General features: G+C 72.8%; 24 protein-coding genes. 14 read left to right on the forward strand and 10 right to left on the reverse strand.

The window, feature by feature from the left end; genetic code table 11:
* The first annotated feature begins 16 nt into the window (after positions 1-16).
* From ACZ4O3_RS12775 to ACZ4O3_RS12790, 4 genes are all read left to right on the forward strand, one after another.
* Positions 17-1,834, forward strand: coding sequence for an ABC transporter ATP-binding protein (locus tag ACZ4O3_RS12775; RefSeq protein ID WP_467722154.1), 1,818 nt, complete (start codon positions 17-19; stop codon positions 1,832-1,834).
* On the forward strand, positions 1,831-3,612 hold the full coding sequence (locus ACZ4O3_RS12780; RefSeq protein WP_362731562.1) for an ABC transporter ATP-binding protein: 1,782 nt from the start codon (positions 1,831-1,833) through the stop codon (positions 3,610-3,612). The genes ACZ4O3_RS12775 and ACZ4O3_RS12780 overlap by 4 nt, the downstream gene beginning before the upstream one ends.
* Positions 3,613-3,807: 195 nt before the next feature.
* A complete protein-coding gene (locus ACZ4O3_RS12785; protein ID WP_362721649.1) occupies positions 3,808-4,278 on the forward strand; it encodes a DUF5709 domain-containing protein in 471 nt (156 codons plus the stop codon).
* Positions 4,279-4,338: 60 nt separating this feature from the next.
* Positions 4,339-4,599: a type B 50S ribosomal protein L31 gene (locus tag ACZ4O3_RS12790; protein ID WP_362721622.1), complete on the forward strand. Its 261-nt coding sequence runs from the start codon at positions 4,339-4,341 to the stop codon at positions 4,597-4,599.
* A gap of 17 nt (positions 4,600-4,616) precedes the next feature.
* On the opposite strand, the gene ACZ4O3_RS12795 is transcribed toward ACZ4O3_RS12790, so the two are convergent.
* A complete protein-coding gene (locus ACZ4O3_RS12795) occupies positions 4,617-5,411 on the reverse strand; it encodes a metal-dependent hydrolase (protein WP_384994962.1) in 795 nt (264 codons plus the stop codon).
* Between the two features lie 145 nt (positions 5,412-5,556).
* Between ACZ4O3_RS12795 and ACZ4O3_RS12800 the strand changes: the two genes are divergently transcribed.
* Both ACZ4O3_RS12800 and ACZ4O3_RS12805 read left to right on the forward strand, forming a co-directional pair.
* A complete protein-coding gene (locus ACZ4O3_RS12800) occupies positions 5,557-8,070 on the forward strand; it encodes a DEAD/DEAH box helicase (RefSeq protein ID WP_467722155.1) in 2,514 nt (837 codons plus the stop codon).
* Positions 8,071-8,089: 19 nt separating this feature from the next.
* On the forward strand, positions 8,090-8,959 hold the full coding sequence (locus ACZ4O3_RS12805; protein WP_362721631.1) for an acyl-CoA thioesterase: 870 nt from the start codon (positions 8,090-8,092) through the stop codon (positions 8,957-8,959).
* Here ACZ4O3_RS12805 and ACZ4O3_RS12810 read toward each other — a convergent pair.
* Both ACZ4O3_RS12810 and ACZ4O3_RS12815 read right to left on the reverse strand, forming a co-directional pair.
* A complete protein-coding gene (locus tag ACZ4O3_RS12810) occupies positions 8,893-9,825 on the reverse strand; it encodes a DUF6397 family protein (protein ID WP_467722156.1) in 933 nt (310 codons plus the stop codon). The two genes, ACZ4O3_RS12805 and ACZ4O3_RS12810, sit on opposite strands and share 67 nt — an antisense overlap.
* A 124-nt stretch (positions 9,826-9,949) precedes the next feature.
* Entirely contained in the window at positions 9,950-10,363 is a 414-nt protein-coding gene (locus ACZ4O3_RS12815; protein ID WP_362721636.1) for a roadblock/LC7 domain-containing protein, read from the reverse strand.
* Positions 10,364-10,458: 95 nt separating this feature from the next.
* Between ACZ4O3_RS12815 and ACZ4O3_RS12820 the strand changes: the two genes are divergently transcribed.
* Positions 10,459-10,887, forward strand: a complete 429-nt coding sequence (locus tag ACZ4O3_RS12820; protein WP_362721638.1) for a PPOX class F420-dependent oxidoreductase — start codon at positions 10,459-10,461, stop codon at positions 10,885-10,887.
* Positions 10,888-10,890: 3 nt separating this feature from the next.
* Here ACZ4O3_RS12820 and ACZ4O3_RS12825 read toward each other — a convergent pair whose 3' ends face one another.
* The 5 genes from ACZ4O3_RS12825 to ACZ4O3_RS12845 all read right to left on the reverse strand — a co-directional run bounded on the left by ACZ4O3_RS12825 (position 10,891) and on the right by ACZ4O3_RS12845 (position 15,895).
* Entirely contained in the window at positions 10,891-11,496 is a 606-nt protein-coding gene (locus ACZ4O3_RS12825) for a GTP-binding protein (RefSeq protein WP_467722157.1), read from the reverse strand.
* Positions 11,497-11,651: 155 nt separating this feature from the next.
* Positions 11,652-12,065 (reverse strand): DUF742 domain-containing protein, encoded by a 414-nt coding sequence (locus ACZ4O3_RS12830; RefSeq protein ID WP_362721643.1) that lies wholly within the window; start codon positions 12,063-12,065, stop codon positions 11,652-11,654.
* Between the two features lie 16 nt (positions 12,066-12,081).
* Entirely contained in the window at positions 12,082-12,519 is a 438-nt protein-coding gene (locus ACZ4O3_RS12835) for a roadblock/LC7 domain-containing protein (protein WP_384994942.1), read from the reverse strand.
* Positions 12,516-15,032: a sensor histidine kinase gene (locus ACZ4O3_RS12840; RefSeq protein ID WP_467722158.1), complete on the reverse strand. Its 2,517-nt coding sequence runs from the start codon at positions 15,030-15,032 to the stop codon at positions 12,516-12,518. Before ACZ4O3_RS12840 ends, ACZ4O3_RS12835 begins: the two co-directional genes overlap by 4 nt.
* Before the next feature lie 89 nt (positions 15,033-15,121).
* Positions 15,122-15,895: an MHYT domain-containing protein gene (locus ACZ4O3_RS12845; protein WP_467722159.1), complete on the reverse strand. Its 774-nt coding sequence runs from the start codon at positions 15,893-15,895 to the stop codon at positions 15,122-15,124.
* Positions 15,896-16,045: 150 nt separating this feature from the next.
* Between ACZ4O3_RS12845 and ACZ4O3_RS12850 the strand changes: the two genes are divergently transcribed.
* The 3 genes from ACZ4O3_RS12850 to ACZ4O3_RS12860 all read left to right on the forward strand — a co-directional run bounded on the left by ACZ4O3_RS12850 (position 16,046) and on the right by ACZ4O3_RS12860 (position 18,076).
* On the forward strand, positions 16,046-16,645 hold the full coding sequence (locus tag ACZ4O3_RS12850; protein ID WP_467722160.1) for a class I SAM-dependent methyltransferase: 600 nt from the start codon (positions 16,046-16,048) through the stop codon (positions 16,643-16,645).
* Positions 16,646-16,804: 159 nt separating this feature from the next.
* Entirely contained in the window at positions 16,805-17,101 is a 297-nt protein-coding gene (locus ACZ4O3_RS12855) for a hypothetical protein (RefSeq protein WP_467722161.1), read from the forward strand.
* A gap of 135 nt (positions 17,102-17,236) precedes the next feature.
* Positions 17,237-18,076, forward strand: a complete 840-nt coding sequence (locus ACZ4O3_RS12860; protein WP_467722162.1) for a hypothetical protein — start codon at positions 17,237-17,239, stop codon at positions 18,074-18,076.
* Positions 18,077-18,128: 52 nt separating this feature from the next.
* Here ACZ4O3_RS12860 and ACZ4O3_RS12865 read toward each other — a convergent pair whose 3' ends face one another.
* A complete protein-coding gene (locus tag ACZ4O3_RS12865) occupies positions 18,129-18,311 on the reverse strand; it encodes a hypothetical protein (protein ID WP_181809683.1) in 183 nt (60 codons plus the stop codon).
* A gap of 487 nt (positions 18,312-18,798) precedes the next feature.
* On the opposite strand from ACZ4O3_RS12865, the gene ACZ4O3_RS12870 reads away from it, so the two are divergent.
* On the forward strand, positions 18,799-20,115 hold the full coding sequence (locus ACZ4O3_RS12870; RefSeq protein WP_467722163.1) for an alpha/beta hydrolase: 1,317 nt from the start codon (positions 18,799-18,801) through the stop codon (positions 20,113-20,115).
* 542 nt (positions 20,116-20,657) lie between these two features.
* Here the strand turns inward: ACZ4O3_RS12870 and xylA are convergent.
* Entirely contained in the window at positions 20,658-21,824 is a 1,167-nt protein-coding gene (gene xylA, locus ACZ4O3_RS12875) for a xylose isomerase (RefSeq protein ID WP_384994922.1), read from the reverse strand.
* Positions 21,825-22,040: 216 nt separating this feature from the next.
* Between xylA and xylB the strand changes: the two genes are divergently transcribed.
* The 3 genes from xylB (at position 22,041) to ACZ4O3_RS12890 (ending at position 25,717) form a co-directional block, all read left to right on the forward strand.
* On the forward strand, positions 22,041-23,486 hold the full coding sequence (gene xylB, locus ACZ4O3_RS12880; RefSeq protein WP_467722164.1) for a xylulokinase: 1,446 nt from the start codon (positions 22,041-22,043) through the stop codon (positions 23,484-23,486).
* Positions 23,487-23,540: 54 nt separating this feature from the next.
* Complete coding sequence (locus ACZ4O3_RS12885; RefSeq protein ID WP_467722165.1) at positions 23,541-24,749, forward strand: ROK family protein; 1,209 nt, start codon at positions 23,541-23,543, stop codon at positions 24,747-24,749.
* A gap of 362 nt (positions 24,750-25,111) precedes the next feature.
* The gene (locus ACZ4O3_RS12890) at positions 25,112-25,717 is read left to right on the forward strand and encodes an N-acetylmuramoyl-L-alanine amidase (RefSeq protein ID WP_362733053.1); all 606 of its coding nucleotides are present in this window, start codon (positions 25,112-25,114) and stop codon (positions 25,715-25,717) included.
* Positions 25,718-25,791 lie beyond the last annotated feature (74 nt).

The raw sequence follows: 25,791 nt of genomic DNA on the forward strand, positions 1-25,791 counted from the left end.
GAGCCGCTGGGACGTCATGCACATTCAAGATCTTCCGTATTCCGATCCGGGCGTGCCGGACGCACGTTCAGGTCCCCGGTTCCTGTGGTGGCTCGGGCGGAACCAGCTCGGCGGCCAGCTGAAGGCGCTGGCCTGGGGACTGCTGCACTTCGTGGCCGTCTCCGCGCTCCCCTTCTGCGTGGGGTTCGCCGTGCAGGCCGTCGTCGACCGTTCCGGTACCCGGCTGGCGCTGACGGGCGGTCTGCTCGTGCTGTGCGGCGCGGCGATCGCCGTCGGCGACACCTTCCTGCACCGCGCCGCCGTCACCAACTGGATCACCGCGGCCGCCCGCGTCCAGCAGCTGCTCGCCCGCAGGGCCACCCAGCTCGGCTCGGCCCTGACCCGACGGGTGGCGGCCGGCGAGGTGGTCGCCGTCTCCACCGGCGACGTGGAGAAGATCGGCTGGTTCGTCGAGGCGGTCTCCCGGTTCACCGCGGCCGCCCTGACCGTCGTCGTGGTCGGCGTCGGCCTGTTCTTCTACCAGCCGGCGCTCGGCTGGGTGGTCGCCGCGGGACTGCCGCTGGTGGCCATCGCCGTCCTGCCGCTGCTGCCCCGGGCGACCCGGCGCGCCGACTTCCAGCGGGCGAAGGCCGGCCGGGCCACCGAGTTGGCCTCGGACACCGTGGCGGGCCTGCGGGTGCTGCGCGGCATCGGCGGCGAGGACCTCTTCCTCGACCGCTACCGCCGGGCCTCCCAGGAGGTACGGCGGGCCGCCGTGCGCAGCGCCCGGATGTGGTCCCTGATCGCCGCGATCCAGGTGCTGGTACCCGGGCTGCTGCTGATCGCGGTGGTCTGGCACGGCGTCCACCTCGCCCGGCAGGGCCGGGTCACCGTCGGCGAACTGGTCACCGTCTACAGCTCGGTCATGATCCTCAACTACCCGTTGCAGCACTTCACCGAGATCGCCATGGCGTACTCCTTCTCGCGTCCCTCGGCGAAACGGGCGGCCCGGGTGCTCTCCCTGGAGCGGGCCACCGGCACCGGCGGCTCGCGCGCCGCCGCGGTGCCGGACGGCGACCTGTACGACCCGGACACCGCTCTGCTGGCCCCCGCGGGCCGGCTGACCGCCGTGGTCTGCGGCGACCCCGACGCGGCCGGCCGCCTCGCCGAACGGCTGGGCGGCCACCCGGCCGAGAGCGCGGCCTCCGTGCTGCTCGGCGGTGTACCACTCGACGAACTGCCGCTGGAGACCGCCCGTACCGCGGTACTCGTCCAGGACAAGGACCCGGTCCTGCTCTCCGGTTCGCTGCGCGAACTGCTCGACGTGCCGGCCTCCGGCGCCGTCCGGGCCGAGGACGCGCTGGCCGCCGCCCAGTGCGCGGACGTCCTGGACGCCCTGGTCCAGGGTTCGTTGGACGTCACCGACCCGATGGACGCCCGGATCACCGAGCGGGGCCGCTCCCTGTCCGGCGGCCAGCGCCAGCGGCTCGCGCTCGCCCGGTCGCTGATCACCGACCCCGAGGTGCTCGTCCTGGACGAGCCGACCTCCGCCGTCGACTCGCACACCGAGGCGCGGATCGCGGAGGGCATCCGCGAGCTGCGCTCGGGCCGTACGACCGTGCTGTTCACCTCCTCGCCGCTGCTGCTCGACCGGGCCGACCGGGTCGTGCTCATCCTCGACGGCGAGGTCGAGGCGGTAGGCGTGCACCGCGAACTGGTGCGCACCGAGCCCCGGTACCGGGCGGTGGTGACCCGGGAGACGGACGACGACGCCGACCTGCGAGGCGGCGCGTTCAAGGAGAAGGAAGCCGCGCTGCGGAGCGGCGCGCTGGAAGAGATCGAGGAAAGCGCATGATCGGCGTCGCACCACCGGCCTACGACCCGGCGGCCCCGACGACGGCCACCACCCTCCCCGTCGGCGCCGGCTCCACCGTGCGCGCCTACGTGGCCGAGCTGTTCCGCCGGCACCGCCGGGCCTTCACCGTCCTCGTCCTGGTCAACACGGTGGCCGTGATCGCCTCCATGGTCGGCCCGTACCTGCTCGGCGGACTGATCGAGCGGGTGTCCGACGGTGCCCGAGAACTGCATCTGGGCCTGACCATCGGCCTGTTCGTGCTCGCGCTCGCCGTCCAGGCCGTCTTCGTCCGCGAGGTACGGCTGCGCGGCGCCGTGCTCGGCGAGCGGATGCTGGCCGACCTGCGCGAGGACTTCCTCGTCCGGTCGGTCGGGCTGCCGCCGGGCGTCCTGGAACGGGCGGGCACCGGCGATCTGCTGTCCCGGATCACCACCGACATCGACCGGCTCGCCAACGCCATGCGGGAGGCCGTGCCGCAGCTGTCGATCGGCGCCGTGTGGGTGGTGCTGCTGCTCGGCGGGCTCGTGGTCACGGCGCCGCCGCTGGCCGCCGCCGTACTGCTCGCCCTGCCGGTCCTGATCGTCGGCTGCCGCTGGTACTTCAGGCGGGCCCCCGCCGGCTACCGCTCCGAAGCCGCCGGTTACGCGTCCGTGGCCGCCGCTCTCACCGAGTCCGTGGACGCCGGGCGCACCATCGAGGCGCACCGTCTCGGCGCCCGGCGCATCGCCCTGTCCGACCGCCGGATCAAGGAATGGACCAGCTGGGAGCGGTACACCCTGTGGCTGCGCTCGGTCCTCTTCCCCGTCACCAACGCCACCCACACCACCGTGCTCGGCTCGGTGCTGATGATCGGAGGCGTCTTCGTCCTCCACGGCTGGCTCGACGTCGGCCAGCTGACCACGGGCGCCCTCATCGCCCAGATGCTCGTCGAACCGGTGAACCTGATCCTGCGCTGGTACGACGAGGTGCAGGTCGCGCACGTGTCGCTGGCCCGGCTGGTCGGCGTACGGGACATCGAGCCGGAGCCCGGCGACGCCGCGCTGACACCCGAGGGCCGCGAGGTGCACGCCGACGAGGTCCGGTTCGGCTACCTGCAGGGCGTCGACGTGCTGCGCCGGGTCTCCCTGGAGGTCGCGCCGGGCACCCGGCTCGCCCTGGTCGGCCCCTCGGGCGCGGGAAAGTCCACCCTGGGCCGGCTGCTCGCCGGGATCTACGCACCCCGCGACGGCCGGATCACCCTCGGCGGCGCCGAGCTGTCCCGGATGACCGCCGAGCGGGTCCGTTCCCATGTCGCCCTCGTCAACCAGGAGCACCACGTCTTCGTGGGCTCGCTGCGCGACAACCTGCTGCTCGCCCGGACCGGCGCCGAGGACGCCGAGCTGTGGGCGGCCCTGGGCGCCGTCGACGCCGACGGCTGGGCGCGGGCCCTGGAACAGGGCCTGGAGACCGAGGTGGGCTCCGGCGGCCTCACACTGACCCCGGCGCAGGCCCAGCAGATCGCGCTGGCCCGGCTGGTGCTGGCCGACCCGCACACCTTGGTCCTGGACGAGGCGACCTCGCTCCTGGACCCGCGGGCGGCCCGCCACCTGGAACGGTCCCTGGCCCGGGTCCTCGACGGCCGCACCGTGGTCGCCATCGCGCACCGGCTGCACACCGCCCATGACGCGGACGTCATCGCCGTGGTCGAGAACGGCCGGATCAGCGAGCTCGGCAGCCACGACGAGCTGGTGGCGGCCGACGGCGCCTACGCGGCGCTGTGGCGGTCGTGGCACGGGTGACCGGCCCTGGCACGGGGTGCGCGCCGCAGGTCGCGCCCCGTGCCGTTGCGCGGGTACGAGCAGGGGTGGAAGGCTGGAGAGCGGCACCGGTTCGGGGGCGGGCCGGGAACCGGAGGGTTCGCGGCGCGTGAGGCCCGTGCCGAGCATGCCGGCGGGCCGCCCCTCGGACCGCCGCCTCACCCCCTGGAGGTAGCCGTGACCACCGCCGACGGATGGGGGGACGACGTCTACCAGCCCGACGGATCCGAGATCCGTGAGGACACGGGAGTGCTCGACGTGGAGGACACGCTGGAGTCCGACGGCGTCAGCGATCCCCTGGACCGGGGCTGGTCCCCGCCCGAACGGCCGTGGGCCGTGGAACACACCGGGGTGACCGCGGCGGAGGGCCACCGGGGCGAGACCCTGGACCAGCGCCTCGCCGAGGAACTGCCCGATCCGGCCGCCCCCGACGGCGACGGCATCGGAGACTGCCAGGGCAGTGACGGCGAGCTCCTGGACAACGAGGTCGGTGATCTGCGCTCCGGCCGTCTCGTGGCACCCGATGAGGGGGCGCACGAGGACGACGAGAGCGGCCTCGTCGCCACCGACGTCGGCATCGACGGCGCCGGGGCCTCCGCGGAGGAGGCCGCGATGCACATCGTGGACGAGGACACCGCCTACGGCTGACGCCGGACCGCCCTGCTCGTCCGCCCCGACCGACCTGTCCGCCTTGCCGGAGGAGACGCCATGCAGCAGGACAAGCAGCCCGACTACCACCCCGTGGTCTTCCGCGACCGCGCCGCCGGGTACGCCTTCCTCACCCGGTCCACCGCAACCAGCGACCAGACCATCGACTGGGACGACGGCGAGACCTACCCGGTGGTCGACGTGGAGATCTCTTCCGAGAGTCACCCCTTCTACACCGGGAAGGCCCGCACGGTGGACACCGAGGGCCGTGTCGCCGCGTTCGAGCGACGCTACGGAGGCGGTTCCCCGCAGGCCGGCTGACCCCCGGGCCCCCGCGCTCAGATCACGTTCAGGGCGGCGGCGCAGCCTATGCCGCCCAGCACCATGAACACCGGCATCAGCACCTTGATCTCGACCCAGCTGCCCGCGCGGAACCGCATCACCTTCGGCGGGCCCAGCGGGTACCAGCGCTTGCGGCCGATCGGGATGGGCCACAGGATCGGGCAGCCGGAGACGGTCAGCGCGTCCCCGATGTCGTGCACCAGCGCCCCCAGCACCACCGGCAGCCCCAGCCACAGGTACTCCTGGCCGGGCTGGGTGAACAGCCAGTCCGAGCCGTTGCCCGGTTTGTCCAGGATGCCCGCCAGGATCCAGGCGCTGGTCCCCGCGAGCAGCCACACCAGCACGTCGCTGCTGGAGCCGCGGGCGGCCCGCCACAGCAGGCCCTCGATCGCCAGCACCATGTGCGCGAAGAGGATCGCCAGGACCGCCCAGCGGCCGCCGAGGATCGCCGCGGCGGAACAGCCCCCGCCGATCAGCACCGCCCACACCCAGGTGTGGGTCAGCGTGCGGTGGCCGCCGGAGCGGCGCGGGTCGCCCGGCTTCCGGGTCGACTTGTAGGCGGCGTAGGAGAGCTTGTCGACGATCTCGCAGAGCCAGCGCGACAGCGGCCCGAAGGCGCGCGAGATGGTGGCCGCCTTGTGGTCGAGGTCCGGGGCGAGCGCCGCGCCGGCGCAGATCAGTGCCCCGACCAGGAGCACCGGCCAGGGCATCCCGTGCCCGGCCGCGGCCGCCGCGGCTCCGACGCCGAGCCAGGCGGCGGCTCCCGACAGTGAGTGTGCTGGTCCCATCATGGCCGCTGTGCGCCCCATTCCTCGTGTGCCGCTGTCCAGTTGACCGGGTGCGATGACGCTCCGTCGGCGACACAGCATAGGCGTCGTGATCATCGGCCTCGAAGCCGATTCCCCCCTCGGGGGTCGGGCCAGGCAAGATGGGTGCGTGACCCTCATCGATCGACTGCCGCCCACCGCCGACCCCGACGCCCTGTACGAAGCCTTCGAGTCCTGGGCGCAGGAGCGCGGTCTCACGCTCTACCCCCACCAGGAGGAGGCGCTGATCGAGGCGGTCTCCGGGGCGAACGTGATCGTGTCGACGCCGACCGGCTCCGGCAAGAGCATGATCGCCGCGGGCGCGCACTTCGCCGCCCTGGCCCGGGACGAGGTCACCTTCTACACCGCGCCGATCAAGGCGCTGGTGTCGGAGAAGTTCTTCGAGCTGTGCAAGATCTTCGGCACCGAGAACGTCGGCATGCTCACCGGCGACGCCTCCGTGAACTCCGACGCACCCGTCATCTGCTGCACCGCCGAGGTACTCGCCTCCATCGCCCTGCGCGACGGCAGGCAGGCGGACGTCGGCCAGGTCGTCATGGACGAGTTCCACTTCTACGCCGAGGGCGACCGCGGCTGGGCCTGGCAGATCCCGCTCCTCGAACTGCCGCAGGCCCAGTTCATCCTGATGTCCGCCACCCTCGGTGACGTCTCCTTCTTCGAGAAGGACCTGGCCCGCCGCACCGGCCGTCCCACCTCGGTGGTCCGCTCGGCGACCCGCCCGGTGCCGCTGTCCTACGAGTACAAGTTCACCCCGCTCACCGAGACGCTGACCGAACTGCTGGAGAGCAGGCAGGCGCCGGTGTACATCGTGCACTTCACGCAGGCGCAGGCGGTGGAGCGGGCGCAGGCGCTGATGAGCATCAACATGTGCTCGAAGGAGGAGAAGGAGCAGATCGCCGAACTGATCGGCAACTTCCGCTTCACCACCAAGTTCGGCCGCAACCTCTCCCGGTACGTGCGGCACGGCATCGGCGTCCACCACGCCGGCATGCTGCCCAAGTACCGGCGGCTGGTGGAGAAGCTCGCGCAGGCCGGCCTGCTGAAGGTCATCTGCGGTACCGACACCCTGGGCGTGGGCGTCAACGTGCCCATCCGCACGGTGTTGTTCACCGCCCTCACCAAGTACGACGGCAACCGGGTGCGCACGCTGCGCGCCCGCGAGTTCCACCAGATCGCCGGGCGGGCGGGCCGGGCCGGCTTCGACACGGCCGGGCTGGTGGTCGCGCAGGCGCCCGAGCACGTCATCGAGAACGAGAAGGCGCTGGCGAAGGCGGGCGATGACCCGAAGAAGCGGCGCAAGGTGGTGCGCAAGAAGGCACCGGAGGGCTTCGTCGCCTGGTCGGAGACCACGTTCGAGAAGCTGATCGCGTCCGAGCCGGAGCCGCTGACGTCCCGGTTCCGGGTGACGCACACGATGCTGCTGTCGGTGATCGCCCGCCCGGGCAATGCCTTCGAGGCGATGCGCCATCTGCTGGAGGACAACCACGAGCCGCGCAAGCAGCAGCTGCGGCACATCCGCCGGGCGATCGCCATCTACCGCTCGCTCCTCGACGGCGGCATCGTCGAGAAGCTCGACGAGCCGGACCCGACCGGCCGTATCGTCCGCCTCACCGTCGACCTCCAGCAGGACTTCGCGCTCAACCAGCCGCTCTCCACGTTCGCCCTCGCCGCGTTCGAACTCCTCGACCCCGAATCGCCGTCCTACGCGCTCGACATGGTGTCCGTCGTCGAGTCCACCCTGGACGACCCGCGGCAGATCCTGGTCGCCCAGCTGAACAAGGCGAAGGGCGAGGCGGTGGCCGCGATGAAGGCGGACGGCGTCGAGTACGAGGAGCGCATGGAGCGCCTCCAGGACGTCACCTACCCGAAGCCCCTGGAAGAGCTGCTGTTCCACGCGTACGACACCTACCGCAAGAGCCACCCCTGGGTCGGCGACCATCCGCTGTCGCCGAAGTCGGTGATCCGGGACATGTACGAACGGGCCATGTCCTTCACCGAGTTGGTCTCCTTCTACGAACTGGCCCGGACCGAGGGGATCGTGCTGCGCTACCTGGCGAGCGCGTACAAGACGCTGGACCACAACATCCCCGACGACCTCAAGTCCGAGGACCTGCAGGACCTGATCGAGTGGCTGGGCGAGATGGTCCGCCAGGTCGACTCCAGCCTGCTGGACGAGTGGGAACAGCTCGCCAACCCGGAGGAGATGACCGCCGAGGAAGCCCAGGAGAAGGCCGACGAGGTCAAGCCGGTCACCGCCAACGCACGGGCCTTCCGGGTCCTGGTCCGCAACGCGATGTTCCGCCGCGTGGAGCTCGCGGCCCTCGACCACGTCGACGAGCTGGGCGAGCTGGACGCGGAGTCCGGCTGGGACGCCGACGCCTGGGTCGAGGCGATGGACAAGTACTGGGACGAGTACGAGGACCTGGGCACCGGTCCCGACGCCCGTGGTCCCAAGCTGCTCGTGATCCAGGAGGAGCCGCAGAACGTGCTGTGGCGGGTCAGGCAGATCTTCGACGACCCGAACGACGACCACGACTGGGGCATCAGCGCGGAGATCGACCTGACGGCGTCCGACGCCGAGGGCCGCGCGGTCGTCCGCGTCACCGATGTCGGCCAGCTCTGACCACAGGAGAACTCCACCCATGACCAACCCGGCCGAGAGACTGGTCGGCCTGCTCGACCTGGAGAAGATCGAGGTCGACATCTTCCGTGGCCGCAGTCCCCAGGAGTCCGTCCAACGGGTCTTCGGCGGGCAGGTGGCGGGCCAGGCGCTGGTCGCCGCCGGCCGCACCACGGAGGGCGACCGCCCCGTGCACTCGCTGCACGCGTACTTCCTGCGCCCGGGCCGGCCCGGGGTGCCGATCGTGTACCAGGTCGAACGGATCCGGGACGGGCGGTCGTTCACGACACGCCGGGTCACCGCCGTGCAGCAGGGCCGCACGATCTTCAATCTGACCGCCTCCTTCCACAAGCCCGAGGTGGGAGCTTTCGAGCACCAGCTGCCGCCGGCCCGCGAGGTGCCGCACCCGGAGTCGCTGCCGACGCTCGCCGAGGAGATCCGCGAGCATCTGGGCCAGCTGCCCGAGCAGTTGGAGCGGATGGCACGCCGCCAGCCCTTCGACATCCGTTATGTCGACCGGCTGCGCTGGAACACCGAGGAGATAGCGGGCTCCGACCCGCGCAGCGCGGTGTGGATGCGGGCGGTCGGTTCGCTGGGTGACGATCCGCTGGTGCACACCTGCGCGCTGACCTACGCCAGCGACATGACCCTGCTGGACGCGGTACGGGTCCCCGTCGAACCCCTCTGGGGGCCGCGGAACTTCGACATGGCCTCGCTGGACCACGCCATGTGGTTCCACCGGCCGTTCCGTGCCGACGAGTGGTTCCTGTACGAGCAGGAGTCGCCCATCGCCACGGGGGGCCTGGGACTGGCCCGCGGCCGGGTCTACGACCTGGAGGGACGGCTGCTGGTGTCGGTCGTCCAGGAAGGGCTGTTCAGGGCCCTGCGGTAGAGACGCAACCAGCCGCGAAGACCCCGCGGGTGCCCCGGTTTCGCCGGTGCCCGGAGCGGCGACCGGGTGGCGGCCGGGTGCGGTCGCTCCGTCGGGCGGGGCGCGGGCCGGACGACGCGGGCCTCCGCCGCTGCCCGTGCCAGGTCGTTGCGGAACCAGTCGATCTCGTCCGGCTCCTCCGCCGTCATCAGCTCCTCGGCGAGCAGCGCGCTCGGCGACCCCGGTGCGCCGTGGGCGGGCGGGGCCGGACGGAGTGCCTTCACGTGCGCACGCTCGTGGGGATCCGCCAGAGCGTCGTCGATCTCCTCGGGACCGAGGAAGGCCGCCACCGCCCCGGCGCGCTCCCACGGCCCGTGCGCCGCCCGCAGCAGGAAGCCGCAGTGGCGTCCGCGCCAGTTGCGGGCCCGCTTGTCCGCTCCCGTCCTCAGCCGGTCACGCAGCTCCTCGGGTGTGCGGCCGGTCAGCAGAGGCGCGTTCTTCTCGTCGGCCGCGAACTGCCGCAGTTCCTCCGCCAGATAGAGCCAGACCACGGCCCGATAGCGGTTCGGGTACCAGTTCACCGGAGTCACCAGGCCGAGTTTCGCCAAGCGGGTGAACCGGCCCGCCGGGATCTCCATCAGGGCGGCGCCCTCGGTCGTACCGACGGCTCGTACGCTCGCGCGGAGGCTGTCCGCCCGGTCCTGGAACCGCTCGATCTCGGCCAGGGCGACGCGGCGGCCCCTGCCACCGCCCTCGTCGGGCACGGTGCGGATCCGGCCAAGGTGTACCGCGAGGTCGAACTCGCCTCGCCTGAGGCCCAGTTCATGGGCGGCTCGGCTGAACGTGCAGCTGGCCGGGCGGGTTCGGGCGATGGTGGTGACGGACATGGTCGTACTCCCCCGTGGAGTGGTGACTCGCGCCGGATGCGCTCGCCGTGGAAAAACGGTAGCCGCTCCGGCGGATCTCCTGGCGGGCCTGTGGACAACTCCGCGCCGGGGGTGAAACAGCAGGTCAGAGGTCCACTGCGGAGGAACGCTCCGGTTGCCGGGCGTCCACCCCGAGATGTTCGCCGACCCGGTTGACGAGCAGTGTCATCTCGTAGGCGATCTGGCCGATGTCCGCCTCCGCGCCGCTGAGCACGCACAGACAGCTGCCGGTTCCGGCGGCGGTCACGAAGAGAACCGCGTCGTCGTACTCGATCATCGTCTGGCGGACCTGGCCCGCCCCGAAGTGCCGTCCGGAGCCCTTGGCGAGGCTGTGCAGCCCGGAGGCGACGGCGGCCAGATGCTCCGCGTCCTCCCGGCGAAGGCCGTTGCTCGCTCCCGTGACCAGCCCGTCGTTCGACAGGACCAGCGCGTGCCGTACGTGCTCCACGCGTTCGGTCAGGTCGTCGAGCAGCCAGCCGAGTTTCTGGTTCTGCGCCATGTCGTAGCGTCTCCCCGTGTGCCGTCTCCCCCTGGCGGGAGGATCTCACCGCCAGCCTTCCCCACCACCGGCGTCCGGGCAAGGAGGATGGGGGCATGGCACAGAAGATGACCGACGAGGAATGGCGGGCGTTCGTCTCTCAGGGCACCCGCACCGGCAAGCTCTCCACCGTCAGGGCCGACGGCAGCCCGCACGTGGCCCCCGTCTGGTTTCTGCTGGACGGGGACGATCTGGTCTTCAACACCGGCAAGGACACCGTGAAGGGGCGCAACCTGGCCCGCGACGGGCGGGTCGCCCTGTGCGTGGACGACGACAGGCCCCCCTTCCATTTCGTGGTGCTGAGCGGGACCGCCCGGCTGTCGGAGGAACCGGGTGCGCTGCGCGACTGGGCCACCCGGATCGCGGCCCGTTACGTGGGCGAGGATCACGCGGAGGAGTTCGGCGCCCGTAACGGCGTCCCGGGCGAGCTGCTGGTCCGGGTCGCCGTGGAGAAGGTGGTGGCCCTCAAGGACCTCACGGGCTGAGTCTCAGCCCACCGAGTCGAGAAGCCGGGCGGTGTGCATCCGCCCGGCGTACTCGACGAGCCGGATCAGCACCTCCTTGCCGGAGTCCCGGTCACGGGCGTCGCACAGCACCACGGGCGTGCCCTGGTCCAGGTCCAGGGCGTGCGAGACGTCACGCGCGCCGTAGGTCCGGGCTCCGACGAAGCAGTTGACGGCGACGACGAACGGGATGTGCCGGTGCTCGAAGTAGTCGACCGCCGGGAAGCAGTCCTCCAGGCGCCGGGTGTCGGCGAGGACGACGGCGCCGAGGGCTCCTTGCGACAGCTCGTCCCAGAGGAACCAGAAACGGTCCTGGCCAGGGGTGCCGAAGAGGTACAGGGAGAGCCCGGAACGGATGGTGATGCGGCCGAAGTCCATGGCCACGGTGGTGGTGACCTTGTGGTCCACGCCGTCGGTGTCGTCCACCAGCTGGCCCGCCTCGCTGAGCAGTTCCTCGGTGCGCAGCGGCCGGATCTCACTGACGGCACCGACCAGGGTCGTCTTTCCGACGCCGAAGCCGCCGGCGACCAATATCTTGAGCGCCAGGGCCGACGTGTCGTCGGCGGCGGACTCGGGATGCTCGGTGACCATGATCACTTCTCTCGTGAGGGCCGGCTGCGGACGACATGCTCAGGAGGCTCGGGACGCGAAGCCAGCATCATGACAACTGCGGTCGCCTCGCGTGCGGTTGGACCGGAACGCGTCTGTTCTGACCGGCGGCTGCGCGGTTGGTTCCGGATGCTCATCTACAGTGCCCGCAATCCCGCGATGACCTCGCGCAGAATCCGCTCGTCGGGAAGCTGGGCCGGTGGCACCGGACGGCTCACGGTGACGCAGCCCCCTTCGAGCAGATCGCCCAGGAGCACCCGGACCACGCCCACCGGAAGGTCCGCGCCGGCCGCGAGTTCGGCGACGGACTGCGTCTCCACCCGGCACAGGTCGATCAGCGCGCGGTGTTCGGGGCCGAGCGCGGTGTCGCCGTCGGCGCCGGGGGCGCCCGGGTCGAGCGTGACGAGGGCGATCAGGTCGAACCTGACTCCGGTGGGGCCGGGTCTGGTGCGGCCGCCGGTCATGGCGTAGGGACGGACGAGGGGCCCGGCCTCGCCGTCGTACCACTGGATGCCCGCCTCGCGCGGGGCGCCGGTCGTGTACTCGGTCATCGGGGACGCTTCCGGCTCATCCGGCGGCGGGCGGCCGGGCGGCGACCCGCGGTGCGGTGTAGAGGTGCTCACCGACGCGCTTGACCAGGCGTGCCATCTCGTAGGCGACCAGGCCGATGTCGGCGGTGACGGCGGTGAGTACGGCGAGGCAGGAGCCGTCGCCGGCGGCGGCCACGAAGAGGAAGGCGTCGTCCATCTCGACCATGGTCTGGCGCACCCCGCCGGCCCCGAAGTGCCGTCCCGTGCCCTTGGCGAGACTGTTGAAGCCGGAGGCGACGGCGGCGAGGTGCTCGGCGTCCTCACGTCCGAGGGCGGTCGAGGCGCCGACGGCGAGGCCGTCGTTGGAGAGCACCACCGCGTGCCGTACCTCTTCGACACGCAGCACCAGGTCGTCCAGCAGCCAGTCGAGTTCACCGGATCGGTGGTCGGCCCTCAGGCCCGGGTCCTGGATCATGCGCGGTCTCCTTCGGTGCTGTCGGTGCCCTCTTCGGGTTCCGGGGTGGCTGCGCGGCCGGGCTGCCTGCCGCCGCCGCGCGCCCAGCCGTCGCGGTAGGCCGTCATGCGGTCGCGGACGAGTTCGGGGGTACGTTCGTCCCCGCCCCGGGCGGGCGTGGGTTCCTCGGCGCGTGGATCGCGCAGTTGGGGGGCGAGGCTCGCCTGCCGCACCCGGCGTGGCAGGTCGTCGTCGCGGGGTTCGGAGGCGTGCGGTGGGCGGTGCGGCCTCAAGGTCGTGACTCCGGGGGGTGGTGGCTCGGGCGCCGGGTGCGCAGTGGTGCGGGTGGTGGGGGTCGTGGCGAGGGCGGGACGGGCGGCGGGGGCGACGGGGGCCTGCGGGGAGTCGGTGCCGGGCACGCGCGCGTCCTCCCCGCCTTCCGGTGCCTGTCCGACGCCGGCCGCCGGACGGCCGGAACGTTCCGCCGGACCCGCGTGCAGCAGGGCCTTCGGCAGCAGGACCACCGCGGTGGTGCCGCCGTAGGGCGAGGTCCGCAGGTGCACCTTGATGCCGTGGCGGGCCGCGAGCCGGCTGACGACGAACAGGCCGAGCCGGTCGCTGTCGAACAGGTCGAGGGCCTCCGACTGCTCGATCCGCCGGTTGGCCTCGGCGAGGGTCTCCTGGCCCATGCCGAGTCCGCGGTCCTCGACCTCCAGGACGTAGCCGTTGCCGACGGGTTCCCCGCAGACGCGCACGCGCGTGTGCGGCGGCGAGAACTGGGCGGCGTTCTCCACGACCTCGGCGAGCAGATGGGTGAGGTCGGCCACGGCCGCGCCGACGACGGCCGCCTCGGGGAGCCGGCGTACCTCCACGCGCGCGTAGTCCTCGACCTCCGACACCGCGGCCCGTACCACGTTGGTCAGGGAGACCGGCATGCGCCAGGCCCGGCCGGGGGCCGCCCCGGAGAGGATGATCAGGCTCTCCGCGTGGCGGCGCATCCGGGTGGTGAGGTGGTCGAGGCGGAACAGGTCGCTGAGTTCGTTCGGGTCGTCGGAGCGGCGTTCCATGCTGTCCAGCAGGCTCAGCTGCCGGTGGACCAGGACCTGGCTGCGACGGGCGAGGTTGACGAACACGCCCGCGATGCCGCTGGCGAGTTCGGCACGCTCCACGGCGGCGCGCAGGGCTGCCCGGTGCACGGTGGCGAGGGCCTCCGCGACCTGTCCGGTCTCGTCCTCCGCGGGCGGCCCCGGTGGTGCCTCCGCGTGGACGTCGATCTCCTCGCCGGCCCGCAGTCTGCGCATCGCCTCGGGGAGCTTGCGCCGGGCGATCTCCAGTGCGCCGTTGCGCAGGCTCACCAGCTCGATGACGAGGCCGCGTCCGATGCGTACCGAGATGACGAGCGAGGCGGTCACCGCGAGGAGCCCGAAGAGGACGGCGGCTCCGGCCGGGGTGAGCAGGCCGCGCGCGAACGGATCGGCCCGGCCCGCGACCGCCCGTGCCGTACCGGTCTGGATGGTCCGCATACCGTCCCGCACGCGCGCGTGAGCGGCGTCCCAGGTCGCCTCCGGGGCCGCGTCCAGCGCCTTGGCTCCGGGCCGGCTCGCGAGGATCCGGTCCTCGGCGGCCCCCAGGGCGCCGTAGTCGTCACCTGCGGCGAGCCGACTCCAGGCGGTGCGCTGTGCGCCGGGCAGGTCCGCGACGGCCGCGTCGGTCAGGGCTCGGCGGGTGTCGACGGCGCCGGTGAACAGGCGCAGCGGCTCGCCGTCCAGGCCACCGGTCGGCCGGGCACCGGCGAGGACCGCGTCCTCCTGGGCCAACGCCTCTCCCGCGCGGGAGAATTCGAGCAGCACGCGCGCGTCGGCGCCCATGTCGTTGGCCTGGACGCCGGTGAGGGAGCCGTCCACGGCGAAGGCCCTGGCGATGGTCTGCGTGTACCGCCCGTAGGTCTCGTCCCAGCCGGCGCCCCGGCCCGGTACCGCCGTCCGGCGGGCGCGCAGTCCCTCGGCGTCGGTGACGAAGACCTGGAGTCGCTGGGCGACACCGGAGGGCAGTTCCCCGCTGTCGGCGACGGTGCTGTCCTTGCCGAGCCTCAGCTCTGCCACTGCCCGGTCGGTACGGGTGCCGAGCCTCTTGAGGTCACCGCCCCGTTCGGCGGTGGGGTCGGTGGCGTAGCGGACGGCCGCGGTACGTTCGGCCTGGAGCGCGGCGACGGCGTCGGCGACCGGGGTCCGCAACGCGGCGTCTACGCGTTGGGACTGGCGCAGCCGGGAGACGTCCTGAGCGGTGGTGACCGTGGCGTACGCCCACAGGGCGAGCAGCGACATGACCGGCACCATGAGCAGGCAGACGACCTTGGCCCGCACCGTCCGGGGACGGATCCGCCAGCCTCCGGCGGGCGCGTTGCCGGACGTGGTGCCGGCGACGTCGTCGACCGGTTCGTCGGCCGGTGCTCCGGCGTGCGCGCGGCGGCCGCTGGGTGGCCGCGGGGACGGTGTCCGCGGGTCTGCCGTGGGGGTCCTACGGGGTGTACGCATGGCCTCCTCGCTCGGGAGTGGGTCGGGGACCGCGGGCCCGGGCCGCACCGGGTCGCGTGCGGCGGCCGGTCGCTGCGGCGCGGGGCCGGTCACCGCGCGGTGCTGGTGACGGGCCGCTGGGCCGAGGCGGACGCCGCGCGCTCGCCGGCCGTGGGAGACAGCGCGACGAAGGCCGAGGTGAGGAACAGATAGGACCCGAGGCCGACGGCGAGCGGGAAGATGAACTGCATCGCCGTGGCTCCGGACAGGGCGGCTCCGGACGGGGTGACGCGCACACTGACCGCGAACATCCCCGTGTAGTGCATGCTGCTGACGGCCGCGCCCATGACCAGTGAGGCGACGGTGACCGCCACGGGTGACTTGATGTTGAGCGCCGCCCACAGGGCCGCGGTCGCGGCGGCCACCGCGATGAGCACGGAGAGCCCGACGAGCATCGGGTCGTAGTGCACGTCACCGTGCAGCCGGACCGCCGCCATGCCGAGGTAGTGCATGCTGGCGACGCCCAGGCCGGTGGTGAGCCCGCCCAGCAGAAGTGCCCGGTTGCGGTCGCGGCTGTAGCCGACGGCGAAGACGCCGGCGGTGACCACGGTCACGGCGACGAGCAGGCTGAGGATGGTCAGCGGCACGTCGTAGCGGATGTCGGTGCCACTGACGCCGAAGCCGAGCATGGCCACGAAGTGCATGGTCCAGATGCCGGTGCCGAGTGCGGACGCCGCGGTGAGGAGCCAGTTGCGGCGCGAGCGGCCGGTGCTGCCGAGTGCACGGACGGTGCAGCGCAGCCCCAGTGCGGCGCCTATGCAGGCCATGACGTACGACAGCACGGGGGTAAGCCAGCCGAAGGTGGCGTGGTCCAGGTGTCCCATGGCCAAGGGACGCTAGGGGGCACGGAAGCATGAAGGGGGCGCATTTCGAAAGGTGTTGCAATATGACCCGGAGATGTGCCGGAACGATCGCGTCCGGCTCGAACGTGCGCGCAGGTTCGTCCTCCTTGACGGTGAGGGAACATGCGGACCATGAGCGATGACCACACGCACGTCCAGGAGTTCTTCACCGCACGAGCGGCCGACTGGGACAGCAGGTTCCCCGACGACAGCCCCGCGTACGCGGCGGCCGTGACCGAGTTGGGGCTGCGCGCGGGTGACCGGGTGCTCGACGCGGGCTGCGGTACGGGCCGCGCGCTGCCGCCGCTGCGCACCGCCGTCGGACCCTCGGGCGCGGTCCTCGGAATGGACCTGACCCCGGCGATGCTGCAGGCCGCGGTACGCGCCGGGCGCCACCGTGACGGACGGCTGCTGCTCGCCGACGTCGCCGCGCTGCCCGTGCGCTCGAAGTCACTGGACGCCGTGTTCGCCGCGGGTCTGATCGCCCACCTGCCCCGGCCCGCCCGGAATCTGCGGGAGTTGGCGCGTGTGGTCCGCCCCGGCGGCACGCTCGCCCTGTTCCACCCCATCGGCCGGGCCGCCCTGGCGGCGCGCCAGGGACGGCGGATCACCCCCGGCGACCTGCGCGCGGAGGGCAACCTCGGTCCGCTGCTCGCCGGTTCGGGCTGGCACATGACCTCGTACGTGGACGAGGACACCCGTTTCCTGGCACTCGCGGTCCGCGGCGACTAGCCGGCGACCGCCGCTCCCCCCGAGGCCGGGCCGGGGCCGGTCGGGACGGGTCGGCCATGCCCTCTTCTGTCGCCGGGGCTTCAACTCTACGTTCGGCAGAGGAAGACGAATGTTCGCGGGCGACAGTCATGCGACAGCCGACGAAGGAAGGTGGCCGGCATGTTCGACCGGATGCGCAGGTACGCGGAGAGGGTTCGTGGCGCCGGGGGCACGCGGGTGCCGGAGCGTCGTGAGAAGCGTGCACACAACTTGTTCGAGGCGGCGGCCGCCTATGTGGCGGCCCGCGCGGAGGACGACCAGGACCGGATCGACGAGACGGCCGGCTGGGTGTCGCCGGAGGCGCTGTCGTTCGGGGTGAGCGAACTGGCCTGCCGTGCCGTCGTCACGCTGGCGCGGGAACGCGGGCAGTCGCCGCGGACGGTGGCACGCGACCTCCTCGGACTGCCGGTCGCCTGATGCTTCGCCCCGCCGAGGTCGTTTCGTCCCCCTCCCGGTGGAAAGCTGCAGCTCCGGCTGTGGTGGCCGGTCGTGACAACGGCCTTCCGATCGCACTAGGGTGCGCGCCGTTGGACGAACGACTGGGAGGCAGGCATGGCCGGGACGGACGAGGAGGCCCTCGCCGCCGCGGACGAGGCGCTGTACGTGCTCACCGCGGTGCTGCTGACGCCCGCGCAGTTTCCGAGCGTCTTGGGCGACGACTACCCGGAGGCCTGCGCGGCGCTGGAGCTGGCACCGCGCGCCGACGGCTACGGCCTGGTGCTGGGCCAGGACGGCGGTGGGGCGCGCTGGACGGTCGTCGTGGACGACGTCTCGCTGGTCGCGGTCGCGATCGCGTCCTGGGACTGCGGCATGGAGCACGACCTCTCCCCGGACGAGCGCACCGTGGTCGCCGCCCTGCCCGGCTGGCCGCTCGCGGTCGCCGTGGCGGCCCCGAACGTGCCCGCGCCGCACGACCCCGGCCCCGAGATCGCCGACCGTGCCCCGCTGACCCCGCCGGACACCAGTTCCTGGGGCCCCGCGCAGCGGCGGCTGGGCGCGGACGAGATCGCCCTCCAGTGGGCGGTCTGGCGGGAACAGATCGGCGAGGACCACTTCCCGGCGCTGGACGAGGCACCGAAAGCCGCCGAGGAGGCCCCTGGGGACGGCGTGACGGCCGCGAAGGGGCACCTCGGGATCCGGCGGGTACTGGCCGAGGCGCGCGCCTACGTGGACACGCCTCCGCCGCTGGGCCGGGTCCGCTCGTCGTTCGCCCCGGGTGACGCGCGGACCCTGCGCGCCGACGGGCCCGGCTGGTCGATGGTGGCCCGCACCGACGACATCGCCTTCGTGCTTCTCGACGCGGAGCCCGGGGAGGTCCTGCCCGTGGGACGTGGCCCCGAGCTCCCCGGCCTCCTGGAGGCCCTGGACAAGATGGCCGTACGGCCCCTGTGAGCCCCTCCGGGCCGCGGTCCCGCCGAGGGGTCCGCGGCCTCGGGCGGGTGGCTCAGCGGCCGATCTCCTTGCGCGTCACCCTGCGCAGCCTGCGCCGCTGCGAGGGATCCAGGGTGAGGTAGGCGGCCACCGGGACGCCGACCACGATCAGGAACGTCACCCACCAGGGCAGCCATATCAGCAGGATGAGCCCGACCGCCACACCTCCTGCGGCGATCTTCGCGTTCTTCGACATCAGCGTCGCCTCCTTCGCGGCCACTGCCGCTCTCTGATCTGAAAACGGGCCCGCGCCTCCCGCGGTTCCGGACCGCGACCCTGAGACATCCCTGACGAGCGACCCCTACTGGTCCCTGATACCGGGTCGAACAGTTTGTGAAGCAGTCCCACTCCCAGCGTAGTCACTCCCGCCCCGGTGTCGGGGCGGGTTGTCCCCCGGTGTTCCGCCGCCCGCCGGTGCCGCGGAACCGGACGGCCGGCCTGCGGAAAACCCCACTCACAGCGGCCGGTTGGCCGGATGTTCCGTCGCGCCCGGGATTCGTACGGTCACGGTATGAAGCCGATGAGGCAATTGGGGCGAACACGCGGGATATTGATGGTTTCCGCCGTCGCGGTGGCGCTCACTGCGGGCAGTGACGGCGGTGGTCGCACAGGGATCGGGCACACCGAGGGCCGCCGCCCTCGCGTCGGCGAGGGCCGGGGCGGACGCGTCGCGAGGCACGCCGGTGTCCGTCGAGCGACTGCGGACGCTGACCGCCCGGGAGGTCGCCGCCGAACTGGCGGGCGACGAGGGGGGAGCCTGGGACACCGGCGCCGTCCACTACGGCCTGGACACCTTCCGGATCGTGTACCGCACGGTGGACCCCCACGGCCGGCCCACGCTCGCCGGCGGACTGCTGGCCCTGCCGCGCAACGGTGAACGGCGACTGCGCACCGTGTCGTTCACCCACGGCACCGAACTGTTCAAGGGCGACGTGGCCTCCGTCGCGGCGGACGTCTGGAACCAGGCCCCCGCCCTGACCTACGCCTCGGCCGGATTCGCCGCGGTACTCCCCGACTACCTCGGCCTGGGGCTGGGCCCCGGCCACCACCCCTGGATGGACGTGCCCTCGGAGACGACGGCCGCCCTGGACATGCTGCGGGCGTCCCGCGCCGCCGCGACCGCGCGGGGGCACGAACTTCGGCGCGAGGTGCTGGTCACCGGGTTCTCCCAGGGCGCTTCGGCGACACTGGGACTGGCCCGCTCGCTCCAGGAGGGGAGCGACGGATGGTTCCGGCTCCGCGCGGTGGCGCCCGTCAGCGACGCGTACGCGTTCCGGGACGCGGAACTCCCGGCGCTGCCGGCCGGGCGGACCCAGCCCAAGGCGAGCGTGGTCTACACGGCGCTGGCACTGGTCGCCTTCAACCGCCTGCACCACGTCTACGACCCGCCGGCCCAGGCGTTCCGGGCACCGTACCACCGCACCGTGGAAGGCCTGCTCGACGGGACACACACCGGTCAGGAGGTGGTGGCCGGCACCCCGGACTCCCTCGACGGGCTGCTCACCCCCCGGGGCCGGGAGATGCTGGCCACCCCACCGGGGGCTGGCCGCGGCCCTGCGGATCACCGACGGCGTCTGCACCGGGTGGACACCGAAGGCGCCGGTCCGCCTCCACTACGCCGACGGCGACGAGCAGGCCGTCAACGCGAACACGGCCCGCTGCCACGCCGCCCTGCGCGCCCACGGCGCCGACGCCCCGGTGGTCGACCTCGGCGAGCGGGACTACGGCGGTTCCCGGCACCTGGGTTCCCAGCAGGCGGGAACCGCCGCCGTGGTGCGGTGGTTCGGGTCACTGGACTGAGCCGGAGGGCCGGAACCGCGGGCGGCCCCGGCCGGCCGGGGGTCACCCCGGCGGCGAGGGCAACAGCGAGTCCAGACCGCTCGGCAGCCCGCTGGGGAGTTCCGACGGCCAGGTGGAGGGCAGTTCGCTCGGCAGCCCCGAGGGCAGACCGCTGGGCAGTCCCGAGGGCAGACCGCTGGGCAGCTCCGTCGGGAGGCTGAAGGACGGCCGCGCGGAGGCGGACGCGGTCGGGCTGCTCGTGGTGGACCTGTCACCGGGCGAACCGTTGCCACCGGACACCATCAGAAAGACGACGGCCACGGCCACCGCGGCCACCAGCACGGTCAGCACGGCGTACAGCGGTCCCCTGCGCCGGCGGGGCGGCTCCGGGGGCGGACCGGACGCCCAGTCGACGGTGGTGGGCGGGTCGTGGTCCCCGAATCCCCCTCCGGAGGGCGGTCCGAAGCCTCCGTACGGAGGCGGGTCGTAGCCTCCGTCCGAGGGCGGGGTGCCGTTCGGCGGGCCGGGCGGGCGGGGCGGTACGGGTGGCAGGGCCATACCGCCAAGAGTCACCGCGTACCGGTCATCGCGCGAGCCCCGAGCCGGAGTTGATACGGACTCATGCAACGGACCGCACGATTCCGGAGCATTTCCCGCGCGGACCGGTCGCGGGGAGCGGGCAACCGGTCGCGCGGGTGCGGGCAACGGCACGCGCGCGTGCGGGTGTTCGCTCCGAGAGCGGCCCTCACGCGCGCGTACGGGTTCAGCCCCGGGCGCCCAGCAGGTGGTCCATCGCCAGCTGGTCGAGCTGCTCGAAGGCCATCCCGCGCGCGGCGGCCGCCTCCGCGTCGAACTCCTCGAACGCCGCGCGGTCCGCAAGGAGCGCCTGGAGGCCGTCCGCGGCCGTCGGCTGCGCCAGCTGGTCCAGGCGGGAGGCGCGCAGGGCCTCCTGGACCTCCGGGTCGGCGCGGAAGGCGGCCGCGCGCTCCTTGAGCATCAGGTAGTTGCGCATGCAGCCGGCGGCAGAGGCCCACACGCCGTCGAGGTCCTCGGTGCGCGGCGGCTTGAAGTCGAAGTGCTTCGGGCCCTCGTAGCCCGCGCTCTCCAGCAGGTCGACCAGCCAGAAGGCGGCGCGCAGGTCGCCGGCGCCGAAGCGCAGGTCCTGGTCGTACTTGATGCCGGACTGACCGTTGAGGTCGATGTGGAAGAGCTTGCCCGCCCACAGCGCCTGCGCGATGCCGTGCGGGAAGTTCAGGCCGGCCATCTGCTCGTGGCCCACCTCGGGGTTGACGCCGTACAGCTCGGGGCGCTCCAGGCGCTCGATGAAGGCGAGCGCGTGGCCGACGGTGGGGAGCAGGATGTCGCCGCGGGGCTCGTTCGGCTTGGGCTCGATGGCGAAGCGCAGGTCATAGCCCTGGGAGGTGACGTACTCGCCGAGGAGGTCGAAGGCCTCCTTCATGCGGTCGAGAGCGACGCGCACGTCCTTGGCGGCGCCGGACTCCGCGCCCTCGCGGCCGCCCCAGGCGACGTAGGTCTCGGCACCCAGCTCGGCGGCCAGGTCGATGTTGCGGATGGTCTTGCGCAGGGCGTAACGGCGCACGTCACGGTCGTTCGCGGTGAACGCGCCGTCCTTGAAGACCGGGTGGGTGAAGAGGTTGGTGGTGGCCATCGGCACCTTCATGCCGGTCGCGTCGAGGGCCTGGCGGAAGCGCTTGATGTGCGATTCGCGCTCGGTGTCGGAGGACCCGAAGGGGATCAGGTCGTCGTCGTGGAACGTCACACCGTGGGCGCCCAGTTCGGACAGGCGCTGCACCGTCTCGACCGGGTCGAGGGCACGGCGGGTGGCGTCGCCGAACGGGTCCCTTCCCTGCCAGCCGACGGTCCACAGGCCGAAGGTGAACCTGTCCTCGGGGGTGGGCTGGTAGCTCATGCCGCGGCTCCTTGCTCGGGGGTTCTGCGCGAAGACTGTGCCGGACGACTGTCGTGCCGACTATTTCGTCATGGCGGTTTACAAATTAGTATGCCGACGCGTCCCTGGGAAGGGTCACCCTGTCCCCGAAGGACGAAAACCGGGTCGCGACACCCCGTCGGACCGGAAAAACTGCAGGTCAGGTAAACCGCGAGCCGCGGAAAAAGGGAGAGCCCGATGTCAGCAGCCGAGGGTCCGCTCGTCGTCGGCGTGGACACGTCCACCCAGTCCACCAAGGCGCTGGTGGTCGACGCGTCCACCGGCCAGGTCGTGGCGAGCGGCCAGGCGCCGCACACCGTGTCCTCCGGCGCGGGCCGGGAGAGCGATCCGCGTCAGTGGTGGGACGCGCTGTGCGAGGCGCTGCGCCAGTGCGGGGACGCGGCGCGCGAGGCGGCGGCCGTGTCGATCGGCGGGCAGCAGCACGGTCTGGTCACGCTGGACGAGCGGGGCGAGCCGGTGCGCCCGGCCATGCTGTGGAACGACGTCCGTTCGGCGCCCCAGGCCCAGCGGCTGGTCGAGGAGCTGGGCGGGCCGAAGGCCTGGGCGGAGCGCACCGGCAGTGTTCCGGGCGCGTCCTTCACGGTCACCAAGTGGGCCTGGCTGGCGGAGCACGAGCCGGAGGCGGTCCGTGCGACCAGGGCCGTCCGGCTCCCCCACGACTACCTCACCGAGCGCCTCACCGGGCAGGGCACGACCGACCGCGGTGACGCCTCCGGCACCGGCTGGTGGGCGTCGGCGACCGAGGCGTACGACGAGGAGACCCTCGCCCACGTGGGCCTGGACCCGGCGTTCCTGCCCCGGGTGGTCCGCCCCGGCGAGATCGCCGGCACCGTGCGCGACGGTCACGAGCTGCCGTTCTCCAAGGGCACCCTGGTGGCGCCGGGTACGGGCGACAACGCGGCGGCCGCGCTGGGTCTCGGGCTGCGCCCCGGGACGCCGGTGCTCAGCCTCGGCACCTCGGGCACGGTGTACGCCGTGTCGAAGCACCGTCCCGCCGATCCGACCGGTACCGTCGCGGGCTTCGCCGACGCGCACGGCGACTGGCTGCCGCTGGCCTGCACACTGAACTGCACCCTCGCGGTCGACCGGGTCGCGGCGCTGCTCGGCCTGGACCGGGAGGCCGTCGAGCCCGGTACCTCGGTCACCCTGCTGCCGTACCTGGACGGCGAGCGCACCCCCAACCTGCCGAACGCCTCCGGGCTGCTGCACGGCCTGCGCCACGACACCACCGCCGGACAGCTCCTGCAGGCCGCCTACGACGGCGCCGTGCACGCCCTGCTCGGCGCCCTGGACCTGGTGCTCGACGCGGACGCCGACCGGACCACGCCGCTGCTGCTGATCGGCGGCGGGGCCCGGGGCCGCGCCTGGCAGGAGACGGTACGGCGGCTGTCGGGACGTCCGGTGCAGGTGCCCGAGGCGAGGGAACTGGTCGCCCTCGGTGCCGCCGCGCAGGCGGCCGGGCTGCTGACCGGTGAGGACCCGGCGGCGGTGGCCCGGCGCTGGAACACGGCGGCGGGACCGGTGCTGGACGCCGTGGAGCGGGACTCGGCGACGCTGGCGAGGATCTCCGGGGTACTCTCCGACGCGGCCCCGCTGCTGGACCGGGCGCCGCAGGAGCGGTGACCGCGCGGGAGGCAGGTCGCAGGACCGTCCAGGAGACTGAGGATTGATCGAGGCATGACCGCACCGCTGCACGAGGCCCGCCCGACGACGACCGGCCGTGCCCTGCCGGACACCCAGCAGGGCATGCGCCGGCGCAACCTCGCGCGCGTGATGCACGCGGTCAGCGCCGAGGGTTCGCTGTCGCGGGCCGCGGTCGCCTCACGCATCGGTCTGACCAGGGCGGCGGTGTCGACCCTGGTGGACGAGCTGGTCCGCTGGGGACTCCTGGAGGAGCTGGGGCCCGAGCGGCCCAGCCGGGTCGGACGGCCCGGTTCCGCGCTCGCGGTGAGCGGGCGCGGCCCGGTCGGCATCGGGGCGGAGATCGGGGTCGACCACCTCGCCGTGTGCGCGGTGGACCTGCGCGGCGAGGTACGGGCGCGTGCCGTGCGGCACGGCGCGAACCGGGGCCGGGCGCCGGAACCGGTGGTCGAGGAGCTCTCCGAGCTGGTCCGGCGGGTCGTGGCGGACGCGGAGCGCGAAGGGCTGTGGCCGGCCGGTCTCGCGGTCGCCGTCCCCGGCCTGGTGGACCGCGACGGGCACACGGTCGTCCACGCCCCGAACCTCGACTGGCACGACACCGACCTCCGCGCGCTGCTGCCCGCCGACCTCCCGCCCGACGTCGACAACGAGGCCAACTTCGGTGCCCTGGCCGAACTGTGGCTCGGCGATGCCACCCCACCGGACTTCCTGCACGTGTCCGCGGAGATCGGTATCGGCGCCGCGGTCGTCGTCGGCGGCCAGCTGCTGCGGGGCAGGCGTGGGTTCGCGGGCGAACTCGGCCATGTGCCGGTCCACCCCGACGGACCGCACTGCGCCTGCGGCGGGCGCGGGTGCCTGGAGCAGTACGCCGGTGAGGAGGCGGTGCTGCGCGCGGCCGGTCTCGCACCCCGCGAGGACGCGGTGGGTCTGCTCGCGCTGCGGGCGGGCGAGGACCACGAGGGAGTACGCCGCGCCCTGCACGACGCCGGTACGGCCCTGGGCATCGCCCTGACCGGCGCCGTCAACCTCCTCGATCCCGAGACGGTGGTTCTGGGCGGCGCCCTGGCCGGCCTCGCCCCGTGGCTGCTTCCGTCCCTGGAGACCGAACTGGCCGACCGCACGACCGGCCCGGCCTGCCCGGTCGCCGTCTCTCGCCTCGGGCCCGAAGGCCCGCTCCTGGGCGCCGCCCACTCGGTGGTCCGCGCCGTACTGGACGATCCGGCGACGGTGGCGGAACGGGTCTGAGGGCGATCGCCGGGCCGGGCGCCGGCTCCTTCCCCCGTCCGGGTGACGACGTTTTCCACCAGCGCCACCCCGTCCACAGAGCCACTTCGCGCCCTCCTTCCCCACCCGTCGGCGCCGTAACGTGTTGCACGCGAAGCGGTCCGTGGGACCGACGGGTGCACGCACGGGGGACGGCGGCATCGCCGTCGGCCGAGGTGTGCGACACCAACCACACCTGTGTGGCCGAGCTCCGCAAGGAGTGGCCGCCCGCGCGCGAGACTTACCGCGGACCGCACGCGCGGCCGCGCGAGACCGCGGTGGCCCCGCGCCGCCGACCGCGACTCCCCCGTGCTTCGGGCACGCTTCGGAAAGGGACCTCATCCATGGACCGGGCACGACCGCTCCCCACCAGGCGACTGCTCCTGAAGGGCGCGGCCCTCGCCGCCGTCCCCTACCCGCTGCTCCCCGCCCGCCCCGCGGGCGCGAGCACCGGAGTCATCGACTACCCCAGGGCCGAGTGGCAGGCGGCGAGCGACGAGAACCGCACGTCGGCCCAGCGCCCCGACGGGTGCGGCATCGACCGGGTGATCATCCATGTGACCCAGTACGCGTACGCCGGCACGCTGTCCATCTTCCAGAACCCGAAGAATCGGGTGTCCGCGCACTATCTGCTGCGTTCGGCCGACGGCCATGTGGCGCAGTGCGTCCGGGAGTCGGACGTCGCCTGGCACGCGGGGAACTGGGAGTACAACACGCGCAGCATCGGCATCGAGCACGAGGGCTGGGTGGAGAAGCCGGAGTACTTCACCGACGCCCTGTACGCGGAGTCGGCGCGGCTGACGGCGTCCATCTGCGACAGATACGGCATCCCGAAGGACCGTGACCACGTCATCGGCCATGCCGAGGTGCCGGGGACCGATCACACCGACCCGGGTACGCACTGGGACTGGGCGCGCTACATGAGGCTGGTCGGACTGTCCTCGGAGTGAGGGCGAGGCAGAGCGGTCGAAACGGTTGTCGGACCGAACACCCCGGGTGACGATGTCCCCAGCCGCATCGCCTT

It is taken from the genome of Streptomyces sp. NPDC026515 (assembly GCF_055567595.1).